The 17,408-nt window shown below is 43.2% G+C and carries 19 protein-coding genes and 1 pseudogene; 5 read left to right on the plus strand and 15 right to left on the minus strand.

Features of this window, described 5'->3' with window-relative positions; all coding sequences use genetic code 11:
• Positions 1-94: 94 nt before the first annotated feature.
• Genes gldL through G7Y45_RS15605 form a run of 5 tightly spaced genes read left to right on the plus strand, consistent with a single transcriptional unit; the run spans position 95 to position 4,561 of the window.
• Positions 95-607, plus strand: a complete 513-nt coding sequence (gene gldL, locus G7Y45_RS15585) for a gliding motility protein GldL (RefSeq protein ID WP_032530462.1) — start codon at positions 95-97, stop codon at positions 605-607.
• A 9-nt stretch (positions 608-616) separates the two neighbouring features.
• On the plus strand, positions 617-1,936 hold the full coding sequence (locus G7Y45_RS15590; protein ID WP_165017663.1) for a GldM family protein: 1,320 nt from the start codon (positions 617-619) through the stop codon (positions 1,934-1,936).
• A gap of 7 nt (positions 1,937-1,943) precedes the next feature.
• Entirely contained in the window at positions 1,944-3,044 is a 1,101-nt protein-coding gene (locus G7Y45_RS15595) for an OmpA family protein (protein ID WP_032530460.1), read from the plus strand.
• A gap of 22 nt (positions 3,045-3,066) precedes the next feature.
• Entirely contained in the window at positions 3,067-3,495 is a 429-nt protein-coding gene (locus G7Y45_RS15600; protein WP_032530459.1) for a BT0820 family HAD-type phosphatase, read from the plus strand.
• Between the two features lie 16 nt (positions 3,496-3,511).
• Positions 3,512-4,561, plus strand: a complete 1,050-nt coding sequence (locus G7Y45_RS15605) for a mannose-1-phosphate guanylyltransferase (protein WP_032530458.1) — start codon at positions 3,512-3,514, stop codon at positions 4,559-4,561.
• Between the two features lie 170 nt (positions 4,562-4,731).
• On the opposite strand, the gene G7Y45_RS15610 is transcribed toward G7Y45_RS15605, so the two are convergent.
• The 15 genes and pseudogenes from G7Y45_RS15610 to G7Y45_RS15675 form a co-directional block, all read right to left on the minus strand.
• Positions 4,732-5,085, minus strand: a complete 354-nt coding sequence (locus tag G7Y45_RS15610; RefSeq protein ID WP_234070270.1) for a GPW/gp25 family protein — start codon at positions 5,083-5,085, stop codon at positions 4,732-4,734.
• 74 nt (positions 5,086-5,159) lie between these two features.
• The gene (locus tag G7Y45_RS15615; RefSeq protein ID WP_165017660.1) at positions 5,160-5,462 is read right to left on the minus strand and encodes a PAAR domain-containing protein; all 303 of its coding nucleotides are present in this window, start codon (positions 5,460-5,462) and stop codon (positions 5,160-5,162) included.
• Between the two features lie 26 nt (positions 5,463-5,488).
• Complete coding sequence (vgrG, locus tag G7Y45_RS15620) at positions 5,489-7,285, minus strand: type VI secretion system tip protein VgrG (RefSeq protein ID WP_165017657.1); 1,797 nt, start codon at positions 7,283-7,285, stop codon at positions 5,489-5,491.
• A 234-nt stretch (positions 7,286-7,519) separates the two neighbouring features.
• Positions 7,520-7,690, minus strand: coding sequence for a DUF5908 family protein (locus G7Y45_RS15625; RefSeq protein ID WP_165017653.1), 171 nt, complete (start codon positions 7,688-7,690; stop codon positions 7,520-7,522).
• Between the two features lies 1 nt (position 7,691).
• Positions 7,692-8,180 (minus strand): phage tail protein, encoded by a 489-nt coding sequence (locus G7Y45_RS15630; RefSeq protein WP_234070262.1) that lies wholly within the window; start codon positions 8,178-8,180, stop codon positions 7,692-7,694.
• A complete protein-coding gene (locus G7Y45_RS15635) occupies positions 8,167-8,619 on the minus strand; it encodes a phage tail protein (RefSeq protein WP_165017650.1) in 453 nt (150 codons plus the stop codon). The genes G7Y45_RS15630 and G7Y45_RS15635 overlap by 14 nt, the downstream gene beginning before the upstream one ends.
• Positions 8,620-8,775: 156 nt before the next feature.
• Positions 8,776-10,269, minus strand: coding sequence for a phage tail sheath C-terminal domain-containing protein (locus G7Y45_RS15640; protein WP_165017647.1), 1,494 nt, complete (start codon positions 10,267-10,269; stop codon positions 8,776-8,778).
• 37 nt (positions 10,270-10,306) lie between these two features.
• Positions 10,307-11,059 (minus strand): hypothetical protein, encoded by a 753-nt coding sequence (locus tag G7Y45_RS15645; protein ID WP_165017644.1) that lies wholly within the window; start codon positions 11,057-11,059, stop codon positions 10,307-10,309.
• Positions 11,056-11,595 carry a Pvc16 family protein gene (locus G7Y45_RS15650; protein ID WP_165017641.1) on the minus strand — a complete coding sequence of 180 codons (540 nt, stop codon included), beginning with the start codon at positions 11,593-11,595 and terminating at the stop codon, positions 11,056-11,058. The genes G7Y45_RS15645 and G7Y45_RS15650 overlap by 4 nt, the downstream gene beginning before the upstream one ends.
• Before the next feature lie 223 nt (positions 11,596-11,818).
• Positions 11,819-13,054, minus strand: coding sequence for a sodium ion-translocating decarboxylase subunit beta (locus tag G7Y45_RS15655; protein ID WP_165017762.1), 1,236 nt, complete (start codon positions 13,052-13,054; stop codon positions 11,819-11,821).
• Entirely contained in the window at positions 13,054-14,889 is a 1,836-nt protein-coding gene (locus G7Y45_RS15660; protein WP_032530457.1) for a biotin/lipoyl-containing protein, read from the minus strand. The genes G7Y45_RS15655 and G7Y45_RS15660 overlap by 1 nt, the downstream gene beginning before the upstream one ends.
• Before the next feature lie 34 nt (positions 14,890-14,923).
• On the minus strand, positions 14,924-15,181 hold the full coding sequence (locus tag G7Y45_RS15665) for an OadG family protein (protein WP_005820754.1): 258 nt from the start codon (positions 15,179-15,181) through the stop codon (positions 14,924-14,926).
• A 174-nt stretch (positions 15,182-15,355) separates the two neighbouring features.
• Positions 15,356-15,952 (minus strand): annotated as a pseudogene (locus tag G7Y45_RS15670) (5'-nucleotidase C-terminal domain-containing protein); the annotation flags it as partial.
• Positions 15,953-16,032: 80 nt separating this feature from the next.
• Positions 16,033-16,155 (minus strand): hypothetical protein, encoded by a 123-nt coding sequence (locus tag G7Y45_RS20055; RefSeq protein ID WP_255504374.1) that lies wholly within the window; start codon positions 16,153-16,155, stop codon positions 16,033-16,035.
• 173 nt (positions 16,156-16,328) lie between these two features.
• The gene (locus G7Y45_RS15675) at positions 16,329-17,390 is read right to left on the minus strand and encodes a M42 family metallopeptidase (protein WP_005806896.1); all 1,062 of its coding nucleotides are present in this window, start codon (positions 17,388-17,390) and stop codon (positions 16,329-16,331) included.
• Between the last annotated feature and the right edge of the window lie 18 nt (positions 17,391-17,408).

The following is a 17,408-nucleotide window of genomic DNA, read 5'->3' on the forward strand; positions in this document are numbered from 1 at the left end:
TGATTGGCAGCGGTCATTTTTATACCGATAAAAGAAATGATCAACCAGGTAAAAATCGGTACACTCTGTGGAGAATTCAAAAACGGATTGACTAATGAAATTAAGTAAATTCTTATCGAGCAGAACAGGAAAACGTTTCTATAACCTCTGTTATTGTTGGGGAGCCTGTCTTGTAATTCTGGGAGCTGTATTTAAAATAGCTCACATGCCTTATGATAATCTGTTATTGATGATCGGATTATTTACGGAAGTATTCATTTTCTTCATTTCCGGATTTGATGAACCGGCAAGAGAGTACAAATGGGAAAGAGTGTTTCCGTTATTGAATGACAAAAACGCAAACATAAATCCGAACACGGGAGTAGCAGACACGCTGGTGACGGAAAAGTACCTGCAGCAACTGAAAAGATTGGAAAGCAACATCGGAAAACTCAATGAAACATACGAAGCACAGATTAAAGGCATGACCGAACATGCCAGGTCGTTGAACGATATGAATTTGGAAGAGTTGAAAAAAGAAATGGAAAAAATGGCAGCATACATCGAATTGCTTAACAAACAATACAGTCAGATGCTGAATGCCATGAACGTAAAAACAGGGAAATAACAGAAACACATGGCTAAATATACATTACCGCCAAGACAAAAAATGATAAACCTGCTGTATGTGGTGCTGATTGCCATGCTGGCTATCAATATATCATCGGATGTCTTGGAAGGATATGGACTGATGAATAATGATTATCTTCCACAAATAGAGCAGTTGGAAGAATATAACCGGACTTTACTGGAACGAATCAACAACAGCCGGAATGACCAGGCAACCTTATCAGCACAGAGCATAGATGCAACAGCAGGGAAGCTGATGGGCACACTGGAAGGACTGAAAGAAGATATTGCCCGGAAAGCGGACAAAGAAAAATATGAAACGGGAAAGCTGAAGGCTAAAGACGACCTGAATGCTGTGCCGGAAGTATTCCTGTCGGTGACCGGAGGCAAAGGCAAAATGCTCAGGCTCTCACTGGAAGCATTCAAAGCGGAGACGCTGTCACTGATTAAAAATGAATCACACCGGAAACTGGTCGGAACTTATCTGGATACGGAAAGACCGGGCACAGGCATTTCCTGGGAAAAAGAGACGTTCTCCTACCTCCCTGCCATCGGTGGAGTGACATTCATCAACAAAATACAGGAAGAGGTGCTGCTGTGTGTAAACGAAGTATATCGGTCATTGCTGTATGAAGAAGCGGAAGACGGAAAAAACGGGACCTTTGTATTTATCAATGAAGACCAGATGATAGTAAATAGAGACGGAACGGTGGATTTGCCTGTAGTACAAATAACTCCGGCCCTAACCAATATTCTGTACACCAATTACGAAAATCCACTGAATATCCTGACTGCAGGTATTCCTTTCAACGAGGTGACATTCAGCATGACGAATGGAAAAATAATAAAAAGAGGGAATAATTGCCTGGCTATTCCGGATGAAAAGGCACGGACGGCAACAGTAACCGCCACCCAGACAAGGAACGGGGAAACCAAACGACTGGCAGAATATCAATATACCGTGAAAGCGTTACCCGATCCGACACCTTACGTGCTATATAAGGATGAAAGTGGAAAAACGGTTCAATACCGGGGAAATGTGCCTATCAACAAAAAATCAGTATCCAACATGACACAAATAGGTGCTTCAATCAGTGACGGACCGAAAGCCGAATACAAGGTGGTCAGTTTTGAAATAGTACTGATCAAGGGAAACGGCAAGGCGGTGACTTCAATACCTAACAACGGGAACAGGTTCTCGACCGGACAAATGGAACTGATCAGGCAGCTGGATAAAGGAGATAAATTCTACATTACTTCGATCGTAGTAGCAGGTCCGGGGGACAAAAAGAAACAGATTGCATCAATAAATGTTGTATTAATATAATAAAATCATGACAAATAGATTGGGGTTAAAACCAAACAAATGGATACTCCTGGCGACATTACTGCTAATGATTTACAATTCACACGCACAGGAGCAACAAACAGGAAGAGAACAGTTTGAGAAAGGCAACTGGTTTGTATCCGGTGGTCTGGGTGGAGAATGGCTGACCAAGACACCGGGCAATATGTATGTTGGAGGTAAAATCTCTGGAGGTGTGCATCTGACTCCCCTGTCGGGATTCAGAGCGACTGCCGAAATCGGAAAAAACCGGATGGAAAACAATGGAGAAGCCACCCAACTCAGCGCGAATCTGGATTATATGTTAACCCTGATAGGGAACAATGGATTCAACAGGTTTAATCTGTCGGTCATTCTGGGTGCCGGTTTTAATTACTATGATTTAGGAAACGATAACCCGAAATATACAAGAGTAAACACTCTTTCGGGCAACTTCTCGATACAGGCTTCGTACAATGTAAACCGAAAATTCAGTATATTCATAGAACCGGGACTGAAGGTTTTGCCTAAATATTACAGCAAAGAGTTGAACAACAAACTTTATACACAAAGTAACTTAACGGTTGGAGTGGCATATACCTTCAAAGATAAATACAGGAAGAATAGCAAAGAGGGTGATAGAACTCTTTATACGCCGGTTGCAGACCTGATGGAAATAAAAGAAAAAATAGGGATGCTGTGTGAGGAAATGAAGCAAATGAAACAGGAATTGCAGGAACGCCGGAAGATAATGGATGGCCAGAACTTAATGATCGTTCCACAAAAAGATGCGCTCTCCATCGACATCATGTTCGATGAATTCAGTTCATTCGTCAGTGAAGAACAGGGACAGAAGATAGACGGTATAGGTGAATGGATGAAAGATAATGACGCAAGCATTCGGATCATTGCCTTCAGCGATAATCTTACGGATAAGAAAGCGGACCGGGAACTGCGCAGCCGTCGTTCGGAAGCCATCCGAAAGATATTGATAGAGAAACATCACATTGCGCCTGAACGGATCACCGAATCGACTCCGGAAGCAATGGGATATGAAAACAAAACGGGATGCAATGCCATGATTGTATATATCCCCGAAAATAAACAATAATCAACCTATACACCCTGATCACATGACGATTGCTGTTGACTTTGATGGTACTATCGTAGAACACCGTTATCCGAAAATCGGTGAAGAAATTCCATTCGCCACAGAAACCCTGAAGATATTGGCCAAAGAACGTCACAGACTGATTTTATGGACTGTACGCGAAGGTGATTTACTTGAAGAAGCCATTGAATGGTGCCGGCAGCGGGGGGTCTCCTTCTATGCCGTCAATAAAGACTATCCGGAGGAAGAAAAAAATCATCACGGATTCTCCCGCAAACTGAAAGCAGACCTTTTCATTGATGACCGGAACTTGGGAGGTTTACCCGACTGGGGAACCATCTACCAGATGATCCATGAACAAAAACCATACGAACCCGTTCTATCTGACAGACAGAAATCGACCGGTGATTCAAACTGGATAGGGAAACTGTTCGGCAAACGTAACAAATAAAAGGAAAGGACCAACGATGAATAATCATGTAGTAATTATGGCCGGTGGCATAGGAAGCCGCTTCTGGCCGATGAGTACACCGGAATGTCCCAAACAATTCATAGATATATTGGGATGTGGGAAAACACTGCTCCAATTGACAGCCGAAAGATTCGGCAACCTTTGCCCGCAAGAAAACATGTGGGTAGTCACATCTGAAAGGTATAAAGACATTGTTCAGGAACAATTGCCGGGTATACCGGAAAACAACATACTGGCAGAGCCCTGTCCCAGAAATACGGCTCCTTGCATAGCGTATGCCTGCTGGAAAATAAAAAAGAAATATCCGGATGCCAACATTGTGGTCACTCCTTCTGACCAAGTGGTGATTGATACCACCGAGTTTCGCAGAGTAATAGACAAGGCACTCTCGTTTACGGATAAAAGCAGTGCCATCATTACACTCGGAATAAAACCCGGACGTCCGGAAACCGGTTATGGGTATATTGCCGCAGGCGAACCCATAGCAAGGGATAAAGAAATATTCCATGTAGAGTCTTTCAGGGAGAAACCCAATAGGGAGACAGCCGAAAAATATCTGGCGGCAGGTAATTATTTCTGGAATGCAGGGATTTTCGTATGGAATGTGAGAACAATCACAGCTGTCATGCGGGTTTATGCACCGGGCATAGCACAGATCTTCGACCGGATTTATCCCGACTTCTACACAGAACGTGAGGAAGAGACTGTAAAAAGACTATTTCCCACAGCCGAAAGCATTTCAATAGATTATGCGGTGATGGAAAAAGCAGAAGAGATTTATGTACTGCCCGCAAAGTTCGGATGGTCCGACTTGGGAACCTGGGGAGCACTGCAGAGTCTGTTGCCCAAAGACAAAGAAGGCAATGCCACAGTAGGAACAGATGTCCGGATGTACGAAAGCCGGAACTGCATGGTACATACCTCACAAGAGAAACGGGTAGTCATACAAGGCCTGAATGACTATATCGTGGCTGAAAAAGACAATATACTGCTTATATGCCAATTATCGGAAGAGCAACGAATCAAAGACTTTTCAAAAGAATAAATGTTGATCCCTTTCAATATTTATAAGTCCCGGTTTAATGCCGGGCGTAGGGGCGTCCCGATGTGAATCGTGGCAGCTTTTATTTGTTTTGTTTGTGTGTGTTCCTCCGGCCAGGCGTGGTCGGAGGAACATTTTTTTAGGGTAGCTGTTCCCATACACAGGATCCACTTTCACCCAACGGTAAGAATCCCTATAGTACCAGTCCACAGATGGCAAATACTCATGGCCGATTTCACGCTGCAACAGTTCCATTCCAGTATAATACTCATTTTACCCACCCGTTCTTCACTTACGTCAAACTCCACGTCGGTCAACGTAATGCGCCTTTCAAAATGAAGTATCGCGTTTTCAATAGCTGCCCGCAGTTGAGTACGTGCAGTCACATCCATATTGTGATAGACCATATTGTGTACCTCCGAACCGAACTCAGGGCGCATCACCCTCTCTCCCAAACGTGTGGATAAGATAATGTGCAAACTCTGTCGGATATCTTCTTCATCCGACACCATCGCTGTCGGAGACACACCCGTATGGAAAACCGGTGGGAAAGCTCACCCTTTTCCCCAAAAAGAAAGGTCCTTATCCGTATCCATAAAAGCTATCCTCCTATTTGGACAGTCGGACAACCGGCAACAATCGAACCTCCATGGGCAGTCGTATCCCCCATACGGGCAGCAGGTTTTCCACATATCATTACAGTAGCCGATCCTTTGATAATCGAATCAGGAGGTCCTACACACACGCAACTATCACCCATTACGGCAGCAGGCAACTTACCTATCAGTACGGTAGGGGCACCGGGTCCTATAATTGGCCCGCCCACATGCGGAATAGGTGACGGCAATGCAGGAGTCTGCATGGGACAAGAGTGCATATCAGTTAATCTGGCAGCTGGAGGCATAATTTTCTATTTTTAGTATGAAACAATCAATTAATCATCACCATGGCACCTTTGACAGTAGTCTGTCCGGAAGCTGAAAGTTCGGCAGAAGCAGAACCGGTAACTTTCAGGGAGGTCTGTGCTTTGGCAGTCACATTCATCCCTTCAATCGATACATCCTGTGTAGCTTTGACAGCAATTTTCCCCTTTGCATCCAATTGTATATTCCCTTTCGCCGACAGAACAATATCTTTTGCAGAAGTCAGTTTAATACCTTTATCGTCCATCACACATTCATTCCCGTTCTGATCCTTCACTCTAATTCCTTTGGCATCATCGCTTATCACAATCGAGTTCTTGCAAGGTGTGCTGATAGTTATCATTTTTTTCTCATCATCCAGTTCCACCGTCAGTTTCTCGGGAGTGATAATAGCACGCTTATAGTTCTTTTCATCTGCATTGTACGGAGGCGCCTGCTTGCTACTATACATACAACCCAATATGACAGCCTGATTCGGATCGTTATTAATAAATCCCAGTACTACTTCATCGCCAACCGAAGGTACAAAGTAACTTCCCATCCCATTGGAAGCCGCAAATTGAGATAAACGTGCCCATACGGTATCCCGAGAGGAATTCAATAACGGCACTTCCACCTGAATACGGTAGTTTGAATCCGGATCATCAGTAAGTTTTGAAACCTTACCGATGTGCAGTCCTTCAATACCGGGAATCCATCCCGATGCCGGAGGAGCCATCACATCCGTACGTTGAGTGATGTTCATGGGCGAAATGCCCATCTCCACTTCCGTTATCCACGAACCATTTTGTACAGTGTGTGTCACCGATCCCACAAATATCTTCCCATTGAACCGTGCTCCCATGCCGGTCAGTTCGATGATACATCCCGGTGTAACAGATGCATTCCCCTGAAAAGAGAAGGTACCCCTGAAACGTGACAATCCCGTTTTCAACAATGTGGCATCCGCCCAGTTTTGCAGTACATCCTTTGCTGATAGCGCATCTGTCTGTAAAGTCACTCTATCCGTACCGGCAACAGAAAGAATATCTGCAGTCGAAAGATTTCCCTGCTTATTTAAAGAAGGAGTTGCCGCATTGGCAATAACTGCTTTCTGAGTAATCGGATCCCATCCCACGCTTTCTACTTTTGAAAATTGGTCTTCGACATACAGCTCACCGTCAAATGAAAGCAAGTCCGTGCCATACTCCACTTTCAGAACCGGAGCCTCCGACACTTTAGGTTTACCCACGGTTACTTTATTTCCGTCTGTTATCACAATCATACCACAGACATCGGCCCGTGACAAGGCAAAATCCCAATCGGTGCAATAATATTGTACCAGTTGAGTATGTTCCACATTCGTACCATCCACATCAACCGACAACCCGCAATCGGAAAGAACCGTTACAATGGCATCACTGTCTTTCTTCTTCTCAAATACCCGATTCTTACGGGCTACGGTAGCCTTGACCGCTTCGTTCTTACACTCTATAATTAATAATGCGGCCGCTTCCGCTTCTCGTGGAATATAGATTCTTTGAGCCACGACTATACCTTCAAAAACCGAGTTGTCCGTGCATTCATATCCCAACTCAATCTTTATTTTTTGACCGGGTTTGAAGTCGTCCGACTCACTTTCCGGCACATTCGATTTAGGCATATCCCCGGCATAAATCTTCAGTACAGCACTTCCTATCCGATTTACCTCACGACATACTTCTATATTTTTAAACTGATATTTATCACTTATTTTAGTCCCGTTGCTATAAACGGTATATGTGACCAGTTTTCCGGCATTTTTACTTAGTGAATTATCATTCATAGATTTCTATTTACTCGTTAGTTAATGGTGGAAAAAACAACTGTGTTCCGGGTTCAATGTACCTGAAACCCGTAAGCCCATTGATGCGCGCCACCTCCGTACAATAGGCTGTATTATCATAAATCTTCCGACAAAGGTCAGGAAGTGTATCTAAAGCGATGGGCACTCAAAGTATTGAACGTTCCGTCCTTATACCCGATAATTTCAAGTTTTTTAAGCCATCCGATATCCATTTTACCTGTCCTTTCTGATTTTTCCCGTTCTCATACTCCGGTTCTCCTGTCTCAATTCCTCGACCACTTCCCGCTTCATCTTCTCCATCCACTCCTTCGGGAAAGTCTCCTGTGGAGCCTTTTTAGACTCCACAGGAGTTCTTACAATTACTTCCTTAATAATAATAGGCATATCACAATACACGATTTACAGAATAATACGCAAACTCAATCGTCTCAATCGCTACATCATTTTTCTTTGAATCGAATGCGCCAACCTCCCACTTCACCGGATAGGCATCCGTAATCAGCCACCCGCATGCAGGCTCACCGAAAGCTCCCAACAGAGTCACCATAATCTCACTGGTCAATACCGGAGTGGTATACTCCATTTGCATCGTCGCTGTTGTCCACATCGACAGGGCACTTAATCCCAATCGCTTCATAGGTCTTTTACATACCAAGTTTCCATGTTTCCGGTAGCCCGGTAGTTTCACTCTCGGCCCTCCACCCTCTTCTATTTCTATGGTTTCCAACTTCATGGTAAGTCCGGATACTTCAAGAAAAGCCATATCCGGAATGGGAAAAGGAGCCAGAAACTGTACATTGAAGTAGAATACAGTAGGAGGCGGTATGATATGTCTAATTCGAGCATTCAGCTTATTTTTATTATCCGTTTTCAATAGTTATTCCTTCGTGCGCTATATCTAACTGCTCGATAGCCGCCTCGTTGCCATCCGACTTCAGGCTGACACCGCTCACTTTGATAGGCCACGCATTGGCAAGTTTCCATACCATTGTCGGATTTCCTTCCTCGTCCAGCAAACTGATCGTAACCGTCTCTCTTTGAATGGTATTCATCTTGATGGTATTAAACCAGTCGAATAGCTTGTTGTCCTGAGCGAAAACTCCTTTTTTCAGAGTGACATTGCTATATTTCTTGATGCCCGCCATCTTGATTGTAGAAAACTGCGGACTGTTTCCATGTCTGTACTCTATCACTTGTGCCTCAGCATCCATTCCCGAAACTTCTTTAAAGGCAATCTCACCCAAACTGCCAATCTTCACTTTGAAATAGAACACCGGCAACGGCCATACGCTATCTTGTTTTTCTCCTGCCATAATCTTTAGTATTAAATTATAAATAATCTGTTTATCTTATTTCGATAAAGGCCAAAGTGTTTTTCAGAAAGACTTAGACGTTTTCTGAAAAGACTTAAGAGTTTCAGTCCGAAGACTTAAGTCTTTTTGTTGAGAAACACCTTGCCTCCTCCTCCGCTAACTTTTTTGCATCTGCTGCTGGAATGTGATTTCGATAAACTCTGCCGGACGGACAATAGCTACCAGAACCGTCACGCGAAGAATACCCTCCAGCACATCTTCTGGAGTCATTGTGTCTCCCAAGCCGACATGTACGCTGAAGGCATCATCCGGAGTAGCTCCGGCCAGTCCTCCCCGCTTCCAGATACCGGTCAGGAAGTTTTGAATCATACTTTTCAGGTTCAACCAGGTAGACGCCACATTAGGCTCGAAAACATACGCCCGGCTTGCATTCTTCACCGACTCCTCAAGCATGATCATGGTACGGCGGACGTTAATATAACGCCAATCGAGCGAATTACCGTCCAATGTACGGGCACCCCATACCTTGATTCCTTCGCCCACAAACGTGCGTATGGCATTGATGGCTTTACCCGACAAAGGTACGTTCAGGTCTTCCTGTTCATCATGGGTGATATTCACAGCCGGAGAGATTACTGTATTAACCGAGACATTGGCAGGTGCTTTCCACACTCCTCGTGTGTTGTCCACCATTGTATAAATGCCCGCCATTGCAGCCGAAGGTGCAAGCAAGTTAAGTACCCTTTTGAGTTCCTTTAGCACGGCTATGTAGATCGGACAAATCAACATCAGCGTTTTATGCAGCCCGTCTTGTTCCACGTCAGTCATCTCCGTACCCAGTTTATCAATCTGTTCTTTTATCAACTGCTTTTTATCTTCCGGCTGTCTCTTCAATTCTTCTTCAAGCAATGCTTTCAGACTTTCAGCATCCAGGTTCAGGAAAGACAGGTCGCGATCCTGTACGACAGAAGTGTTAATCCAGGGATAATATGCGGCCCCGAAGTCGAGGAAAGCACTGCCTATCTTTTCGCGGAATTCATTCACCACATCTCCTTTAGGATCCCGACGGTCCTTGTAGCCGTCGTATATATCCAGAATCGTGATACGATTGCGCATCTTGTATCCGCAATGGCTCAGCATAGCAGTCTGCACACCGTAACATAATTCTTTGTCTTTCAGATTGACGGCTTCGGGACACAGTACCATTGTCGGTTCCTGCTCTTTCAGTAACGTGTCGATACCTGCCTTGAACGCATCAGCGTCGAGGCTGTCGGCTGTATAATCACCTACGGAAACAATGTAGCAAGACCTCCCGCCGTTTGCAAAGAACATCAACATGTGGTAGTACAGAGTAAAAGGTACACTGATACGCTTTGCCACCATTTTTTTAGTTCCGCAAACCATTGTCGGCATCTCACCGTCGGCCGCATCCTCCAAAGTAAACAAAGGAGTCGGCGCTCCTCCAAAAAAAGAGTGATATTCGGCCATCGAAGTGATACGGAAAGGTTTGTTCAACAACGAAACGTTACCGTTCAAAGCCATTTCGGTATACCCGATAAAAGCAGGCACATCCGTAGCCACTTCAACTGTCGAACTCGGAAATGCACTTTTCTCGACGATATATACGCCGGGTGTTTTCATTGGCCCCATAAGCATTTAATTTTTATATTAAGAAAATCGGTCTATTTCATATATACAATAATCGGCAAAGAATATCCTTATAAGTGTCGCCCATAATATTTCCGGGAACCGGATAGGGCAGTTGACGAAAGATCCCCCTTTTACCGGAAGGATAAATTTCCCACAGCCGCAAACGGTAATCCGGAAACTCTTTCATCTTCACCTTTTCTTTCGATCGGAAACGTATTACTTTCTTTCCCATAAAATCAACCTTTACAGGACCGTCAAACAGAATCGTATTCTCCATATCTTCTATCATCAATTTCCGTTCTGTATTTTCATCACGAAGCAAAAACAAATATTCCACCTGTCTATTGAAAGAATTAAATACAAGTTCGGTTTCATAAGGCAATGACTGATCCCTGATCTTATCAAATGAAAAAACAAGTCGAAAACAAACTCCGGGATGCACCGGCACCAGAGCTTCGTGGAGGGAGTTCATCATAATAGGTGCCCTGCTCTCCGACAGTTCCAGTTGTTCACATGCGCCTGCTAAGTTCCAGTCCCAATCCGTCACATACGATAACGATTTATCTTCCACACGAAAATCAATCACTACCCTGTCTCCCTCGGCCGGTTGTCCATGGTCACCGTCCAACGAAAACAAAAGCCATCTGCCGTTGCCATCATAACGCCACATCATTCCCCGCCTAAGTAAAAGCCGCCGCGATTCGTCCGATAAAATCAACGATAGCCCTCTCTCCGGAAATACCTTATAATATTCATGCTTCAGCCGAAGACTCCAAATAATCTTTATCATTTTTTTACGGTCGACTTATTGTCCGTTATATCTGCTATCACCTGTTTCACTTCACGGCCATCAAATGTCAACCTCCTGATTTTACAGAAGATAGAAGGATAGTATCGTCCACCAAACAGTGTCCATACATTACTTTGATCCTGAAGTGAAGGAGTTATCATTTCGATGGTATACTTTGTGTTTTCTACCATAAAAACTGGGTTAGACTGAAGAAAAGTAATTGCCAACGAGAGGGCCGACAGAGATTCACGATATCTCTTTTCATTAAAAACAGCAGCTATGATCACATCCAGGTTAACATGTATGAGCGGATAAGACAAACCGGAAAACTTTCCTGAAGTTCCCACTTTTCCCATATTCATCCCTTGGGCAGTTTCGCGCTCCACGTTCAACAAAGAGATCTGTATTTTACATGGTTCTTCGTCTACTTGTGCTCCGATCGCTCCAACCTCTACCATGCCTTCCGGCCGATGGAAGTAAGTTTCCATGTATTGTTCCATTTGACCGGCATACATGGTCAATATCCGGTTTATCATAATTTCCTACATTTTAGTCAACAAACATACTTTGCAACAATCTTCCGAAAAACATTGTTACGCATTCCCAAATTAAAACATTATATTTTTATTATGCAAATAATTAATAAAGAAAAAACACATGATTTTAAGATACTTAATTAAAAAGCGTCCGGTATCCCATTACAGGATAAGCGGACGCTTTTTATCATCTATGATAAACCGGATACCCTTCCGGCTTCAATTAAGACAGAAAAGAGATCAGCACCCCTGCCGCTACAGCAGACCCGATCACTCCCGAGATATTGCTGGCCATGCAATATTGCAATACATGATTTTTAGGATCATATTTCAAGGCAATGTCATTGGCTACACGGCTGGCCATAGGAACGGCACTAAGTCCCGTAGCACCAATCAGCGGATTAATCTTTTTCTTCGTAAACAGGTTCACCAGTTTCACAAAGAAGATACCTCCTGCTATAGACAACGCAAAAGCCAGGAATCCTCCTACTACAATACCGATAGTCGTCCAGTTCAGGAAGGCTTCACTCGTCATAGTGGCTCCTACCGACAAACCCAGGAAAATGGTTGCCGCATTCATTATACTATTTGAAGCCGCATCAAACAGACGGAAAGTATTGGCACCGATCTCTTTCACCAGGTTACCGAACATCAGCATACCGATCAAAGGCACTGCACTCGGTACAAAAAGAGCTACAACCGTAGTCACCACAATCGGGAAAACAATCTTCAGTACGCGGAGATTTTTAATTTCCGTTTTCGAAGGGTATTTCTTTTCCTGCTCTTTCATATTAATGCTCAGTTCCTTCTTGGTACACAAAAGCCGAACGACCAATGGTATGATAACCGGAACCAGTGCCATATAAGAATAGGCGGCAATGGCAATCGGACCCAACAGATGAGGAGCCAACTTGATGGTGGTAAAGATAGCCGTAGGCCCGTCCGCACCACCGATAATTCCCAAAGAAGCCGCTTCACTGGGTGTAAATTCCATCAGGATAGCTACCAACAATACGGTGAAAATACCCAATTGGGCCGCAGCCCCGAAAATCGACAGACGCAGATTGCGAAGCATCGGCCCGAAGTCCGTCAATGCTCCCACTCCCATAAAAATGATCGGGGGAAGAAACCCTGTCTTTATAAGCATATAATATACAAAGTTCATCAATCCCAATTCATGAGCAATATCATGGAGAGGCATCTCCCAGATATTCTTCATTACTCCGTTCACCAGGATCATGCCATTCTCGTCAGCCTGTATCACTCCCATCCCTCCGCCGGGGAAGTTAGCCAGCAATACTCCAAAGGCAATCGGTACCAATAAAAGTGGCTCGTATTGCTTCTTTATACCCAGATACAAGAGAACGAAGGCGATGACATACATCACCAAAAACTGCGGTTCGGCAACAATATTGCTGAAAGCAGTCATATCATATAATTTTTCAAATATTCCGTTCATCATCCTATCTTCATTAATACATCATCTTCAGAAACCGTATCGCCGGGATTTGCAGAAATAGCTGTTACCGTTCCACCAAATTCAGCACGGATGGCATTATAGGTTTTCATTGCTTCCACGTAGCAAAGCACATCACCTTCTTTTACCGCATCGCCTACCTTGAGCGGAGTCTCTTGCGCATTCTTCACCAGGAAGAATTTTCCTTCGAGCGGAGAAAGCACCTCTTTTCCCTCACCTGCAGCAGCAGACGGCTGTGAAGCCGGTGCAACAGGCAGTTCCGTATCTCCGTAAGCAACTGTCACCCGGTAAGCTTGCCCGTCTACCTGTACTGTAAGTGTTTTGGGTTTTGCCTCTTCAGCAGGTGCCTGTTCTTTCTCCGCCCTGCGTTTTGCCACATCGGCCAAGAAATCTTCTTTCGCTTTCCCGCTCTTATAAGCTTCATATTGAGCCGGATGCATCGCATATTCAAAGAGTTCTTCATCGTCCTCGCCTGTCTCCCACTTCTTTTCTTTCATCAGTTTGCGATATTTGTCAAGATCGTCCGGATAGTTATCCTGCGGATTTCCCTCGAAGAATTTCCTTCCTTCTCTCTCGGCTTTCTCTATTATCTCAGGAGCGAGCTTGCCCGGCAGGCGTCCGGCTTTACCCAGAATCATATCCCAAATATCATCAGCGATCATTCCCCAACGCTCTTTTCCTTTCTCCATCGCGATAACATTCATCATCGAGAGATTTTTCACATACTGGCTAAAGGGAGTTACCAAAGGAGGATATCCGACGCGGGGCCATACATAAGCCACTTCATTGAACAACTTGATCAGAAGCTGATCTTGTGTCATGAAAGGAAGATTGTGTTTTGCCTTATACTTATTAATGGATTCCAGATTCGTTTCCAAATCCGCCATCAGGCTTCCCATCATTCCGCCCGGAAGTCCCGGAGCTATCAATAATGAATTCATCAGCCGGTTTTTCGGACTGATATACAGCCCCAGAAAGTCGTCCATGAATTCCTGAATCAGGGCCCGCACCTTCATATAGGCCTCCATATTAATCTCAGGCACCCGGAATCCCGCATCCTTCAACATGGCCTGCACACTCAACAAATCGGCATGTCCCGTTCCCCATGACAACGGTTCCATTCCGACATCCACATAATCACACCCGGCCTCACATACTTCCAAAATGCTGGCCATATTAAAACCCGGTCCCGCGTGACTGTGATATTGAATAGGAATATCGGGATGTGCTGCTTTGATATTTGCCACAATCTTGCCTAAAGAAACGGGACGTCCGATACCTGCCATGTCTTTAATGCAAATCTCGTCCGCCCCCAATTTAATTAATTCTAATGCCATGTTGGTGTAGTACTCCACCGTGTGAATCGGCGAATGGGTGATGCAGAGTGAACACTGCGAAATCATTCCCGCTTCTTTGGCATAAGTGATGGAAGGTGCAATGTTACGTACATCATTCAGCCCACAAAATGTACGGGTGATATCCGTCCCCTGTGCTTTCTTTACTTTATAAAACAACTTACGCACATCGGCCGGGACAGGGCTCATACGAAGCCCGTTAAGGGCACGATCCAACATATGGGTTTGTATTCCGGCTTCATGGAAGGGCTTCGTCCATGCACGCACAGATTTATTGGGGTTCTCACCAAACAATAGATTTACTTGTTCAAAACCACCGCCGTTTGTTTCTACCCGGGCAAAACATCCCATTTCAACAATAGCAGGTGCTACCTTCACTAACTGGTCTACCCGAGGCACATATTTACCGGCAGACTGCCACATGTCTCTAAAAACCAGACTAAATTTTACTTCTCTTTTCATTTCCGTTTTCGGTATTATTCTATAAGATTAATTTTCAGATTTTCTCGATTTTAGTCACTTTCCCTTTTCCTTGTGTCACTACATTGACAGCCGCTGTAATGGCTGCAACAATATTACCGGGAATAGGAGCTGATACTTTAGCTCCCTGTTTCACAAGAGGTTGTTCCTCAGGGGCATATTTATTAACTAAAGAGATGAGTAATTTTCCTAAATAGATCACAAGAAGGAGAATAGCAAAGACAGTTGCCATTCCCACTACCATCAGCAGAAGCGCTGTTTCCAGATTTTCCATATAAATTAAATTATTAGTAAACAATGTCGATTTGCAAAAAATCGTTCGAATTTAGCAATAATTTATTAATAAGTGAAAGACAAAAAACTTAAAAAACACAAAAGCGACCAGACGGCTCAAAATGTGTAATTACATTTTAAACCGCCTGATCGCTTTCATCTTAGCTCTAATTTTTTACTTTTGCACTATGGGTATCGGTGCAGCCGCAGACGAAATAAACCCTTTCAGACTCTTCAAATAATCGATAAAAGCCGTAGTTGTTTCAAGTTTCTGATTATTAAAATCTCCTATTTCATAACCTGAAAATAATTTGCTGTCATAACCGTCACCACCGGAAGTAATGAAAGCATCCAACACAACAATACATTTATCGTCATCACGGATTATCTTATTGGTACGGCAGTCGGTTATCGTTTCAATATTTCCTTTAGAATTCAAATGTAATTTTAAGTAAGAAGTTTGCAGAAAACCATTTTTATTTCTGCGTCCATCGTCCAATAATTGCTTCAATCGTTCACCCGTAAACCGATAAGCCACCACATTGCCACCGAATGGAAGCACATTACCGGCACGCAGCCTTGTGACCTTTCCGGCCGGAATACCGGCACGTAAGCCCCCGTAATGATTCACTCCAATCACAGGTAATTTTTTCAGTTCATCCGCCACACATTCACTTTGCAAGAAACTCTGCACGTAGGCAGCAGTCACATAAGCTCCCACAGATGTATAGTCCCACTTATTAACGGTACGGTCATGGATCAAAGCATCCTCATCGCTGGCAAAGACTCCATGGAAATCGTTAAACGATACAAGTGACAAGGTATCTGTCACATTTCCCTTGACAGCAGGTATTACAGTATTCGATTTATGCTCTTTCCCTTTTCCACTTTGACAGGTGTCTGTGCTCCTACCCCCGTAAAAAAGCATAGCATCAACCCCAATGAAGCAATCTTCCGGATATGCAATTTTTCCATAAGTATATTCTTTTATTTATCAGCTACAAAGGTGAAAATTTATTGGATGCAACACTATATGTCAAAATTGGACGCTAACTCTATTTATATTTCATTAAATTGCTGTAAGAAAATTATAAATAAACCCAACTAACTAACAACTAATATGATTCATTTTCGGACACCCTCAATGATCATCGCATCATTCTACCATCTGATTTGATAATAATGTGGTATATTAAATCTATTGCAGCATTTATATCATCCAAATCACAAAGTTCTACGGGCGTATGCATATATCGGCAAGGAATGCCTAAACTTATTGTTTTGATGCCACTTTGAGTTTGTTGTAAAACAATCGCATTTGTACCGCCTACAGAAATCGGTCTTGCAGAAATTTGATACTTAATATTCTCTTCTTTTGCAATATCCTCTATTAGAAATGTCAGAAGAATAGTATTGTCAATACTTTTATGAATGACAACACCTTTCCCCAAAGAGATGTCTCCAAACTTCGATTTGGGGCAATTTGGAACATCTGTTGCAAAATCCACATCAATACTAATCGCAATATTGGGATTCATATTATATCCACAGATTATTGCACCTCTATGCCCGACTTCTTCTTGTACAGAGGCAACTCCGCACACTTGATAAGGCGTCCCTTTGTATTTAGATAATCTCTTTATTACTTGACTTATAATGTAAACACCGACTTTATTATCAAGCCCTTTAGATGAAATTCTTTTATCAGATAGGTATATCATATTAGGTTTCCATGCAACAACATCACCTATCGAAATCTTACTTTTTACTTCATCAGAACTTAATCCTGTATCAATCCACAATGTATGTAAATCAATATTTTTATTACGCTCTTCAGGACTTATTAGGTGTATAGGAGTTTTTCCTATTATACCATGAATTTCCTCTCCTAATGATGTTTGGATAATTACTTGTGAACCCGGAATGCACTGTACATCAACACCTCCATTTCGACGAATATAAACGTATCCATTATCATCAATATATATCACTTGGAATCCTATTTCATCTATATGAGCTTCTAATAAAAACTTTAGCTTTTTCTTGTCGTTACACTCATTTACTATGTTGGCATAGCAGTTCCCCATAATATCGGTATCCGTTGAATCGACATACGGAACAATATAATCTATAAAAAGTTTCCCTGCTTGATTCTCAAATCCCGAAACACTATTTATTGACAATAAACTATTTAGAAAATCCAATTCCATACGATATAATAATGAGTT

Origin of the sequence: Bacteroides sp. ZJ-18, assembly GCF_011038705.2 — a bacterium.
Lineage (GTDB): Bacteria > Bacteroidota > Bacteroidia > Bacteroidales > Bacteroidaceae > Bacteroides > Bacteroides hominis.

What these genes read in the sequence shown, in the direction of transcription:
- gldL (WP_032530462.1), top strand. Translation starts at nt 95, where the DNA reads ATGAAATTAAGTAAATTCTTATCGAGCAGAACAGGAAAACGTTTCTAT.
- G7Y45_RS15590 (WP_165017663.1), top strand. Translation starts at nt 617, where the DNA reads ATGGCTAAATATACATTACCGCCAAGACAAAAAATGATAAACCTGCTG.
- G7Y45_RS15595 (WP_032530460.1), top strand. Translation starts at nt 1,944, where the DNA reads ATGACAAATAGATTGGGGTTAAAACCAAACAAATGGATACTCCTGGCG.
- G7Y45_RS15600 (WP_032530459.1), top strand. Translation starts at nt 3,067, where the DNA reads ATGACGATTGCTGTTGACTTTGATGGTACTATCGTAGAACACCGTTAT.
- G7Y45_RS15605 (WP_032530458.1), top strand. Translation starts at nt 3,512, where the DNA reads ATGAATAATCATGTAGTAATTATGGCCGGTGGCATAGGAAGCCGCTTC.
- G7Y45_RS15615 (WP_165017660.1), bottom strand. Translation starts at nt 5,462, where the DNA reads ATGCCTCCAGCTGCCAGATTAACTGATATGCACTCTTGTCCCATGCAG.
- vgrG (WP_165017657.1), bottom strand. Translation starts at nt 7,285, where the DNA reads ATGAATGATAATTCACTAAGTAAAAATGCCGGAAAACTGGTCACATAT.
- G7Y45_RS15625 (WP_165017653.1), bottom strand. Translation starts at nt 7,690, where the DNA reads ATGCCTATTATTATTAAGGAAGTAATTGTAAGAACTCCTGTGGAGTCT.
- G7Y45_RS15635 (WP_165017650.1), bottom strand. Translation starts at nt 8,619, where the DNA reads ATGGCAGGAGAAAAACAAGATAGCGTATGGCCGTTGCCGGTGTTCTAT.
- G7Y45_RS15640 (WP_165017647.1), bottom strand. Translation starts at nt 10,269, where the DNA reads ATGGGGCCAATGAAAACACCCGGCGTATATATCGTCGAGAAAAGTGCA.
- G7Y45_RS15645 (WP_165017644.1), bottom strand. Translation starts at nt 11,059, where the DNA reads ATGATAAAGATTATTTGGAGTCTTCGGCTGAAGCATGAATATTATAAG.
- G7Y45_RS15650 (WP_165017641.1), bottom strand. Translation starts at nt 11,595, where the DNA reads ATGATAAACCGGATATTGACCATGTATGCCGGTCAAATGGAACAATAC.
- G7Y45_RS15655 (WP_165017762.1), bottom strand. Translation starts at nt 13,054, where the DNA reads ATGAACGGAATATTTGAAAAATTATATGATATGACTGCTTTCAGCAAT.
- G7Y45_RS15660 (WP_032530457.1), bottom strand. Translation starts at nt 14,889, where the DNA reads ATGAAAAGAGAAGTAAAATTTAGTCTGGTTTTTAGAGACATGTGGCAG.
- G7Y45_RS15665 (WP_005820754.1), bottom strand. Translation starts at nt 15,181, where the DNA reads ATGGAAAATCTGGAAACAGCGCTTCTGCTGATGGTAGTGGGAATGGCA.
- G7Y45_RS20055 (WP_255504374.1), bottom strand. Translation starts at nt 16,155, where the DNA reads ATGGAAAAATTGCATATCCGGAAGATTGCTTCATTGGGGTTGATGCTA.
- G7Y45_RS15675 (WP_005806896.1), bottom strand. Translation starts at nt 17,390, where the DNA reads ATGGAATTGGATTTTCTAAATAGTTTATTGTCAATAAATAGTGTTTCG.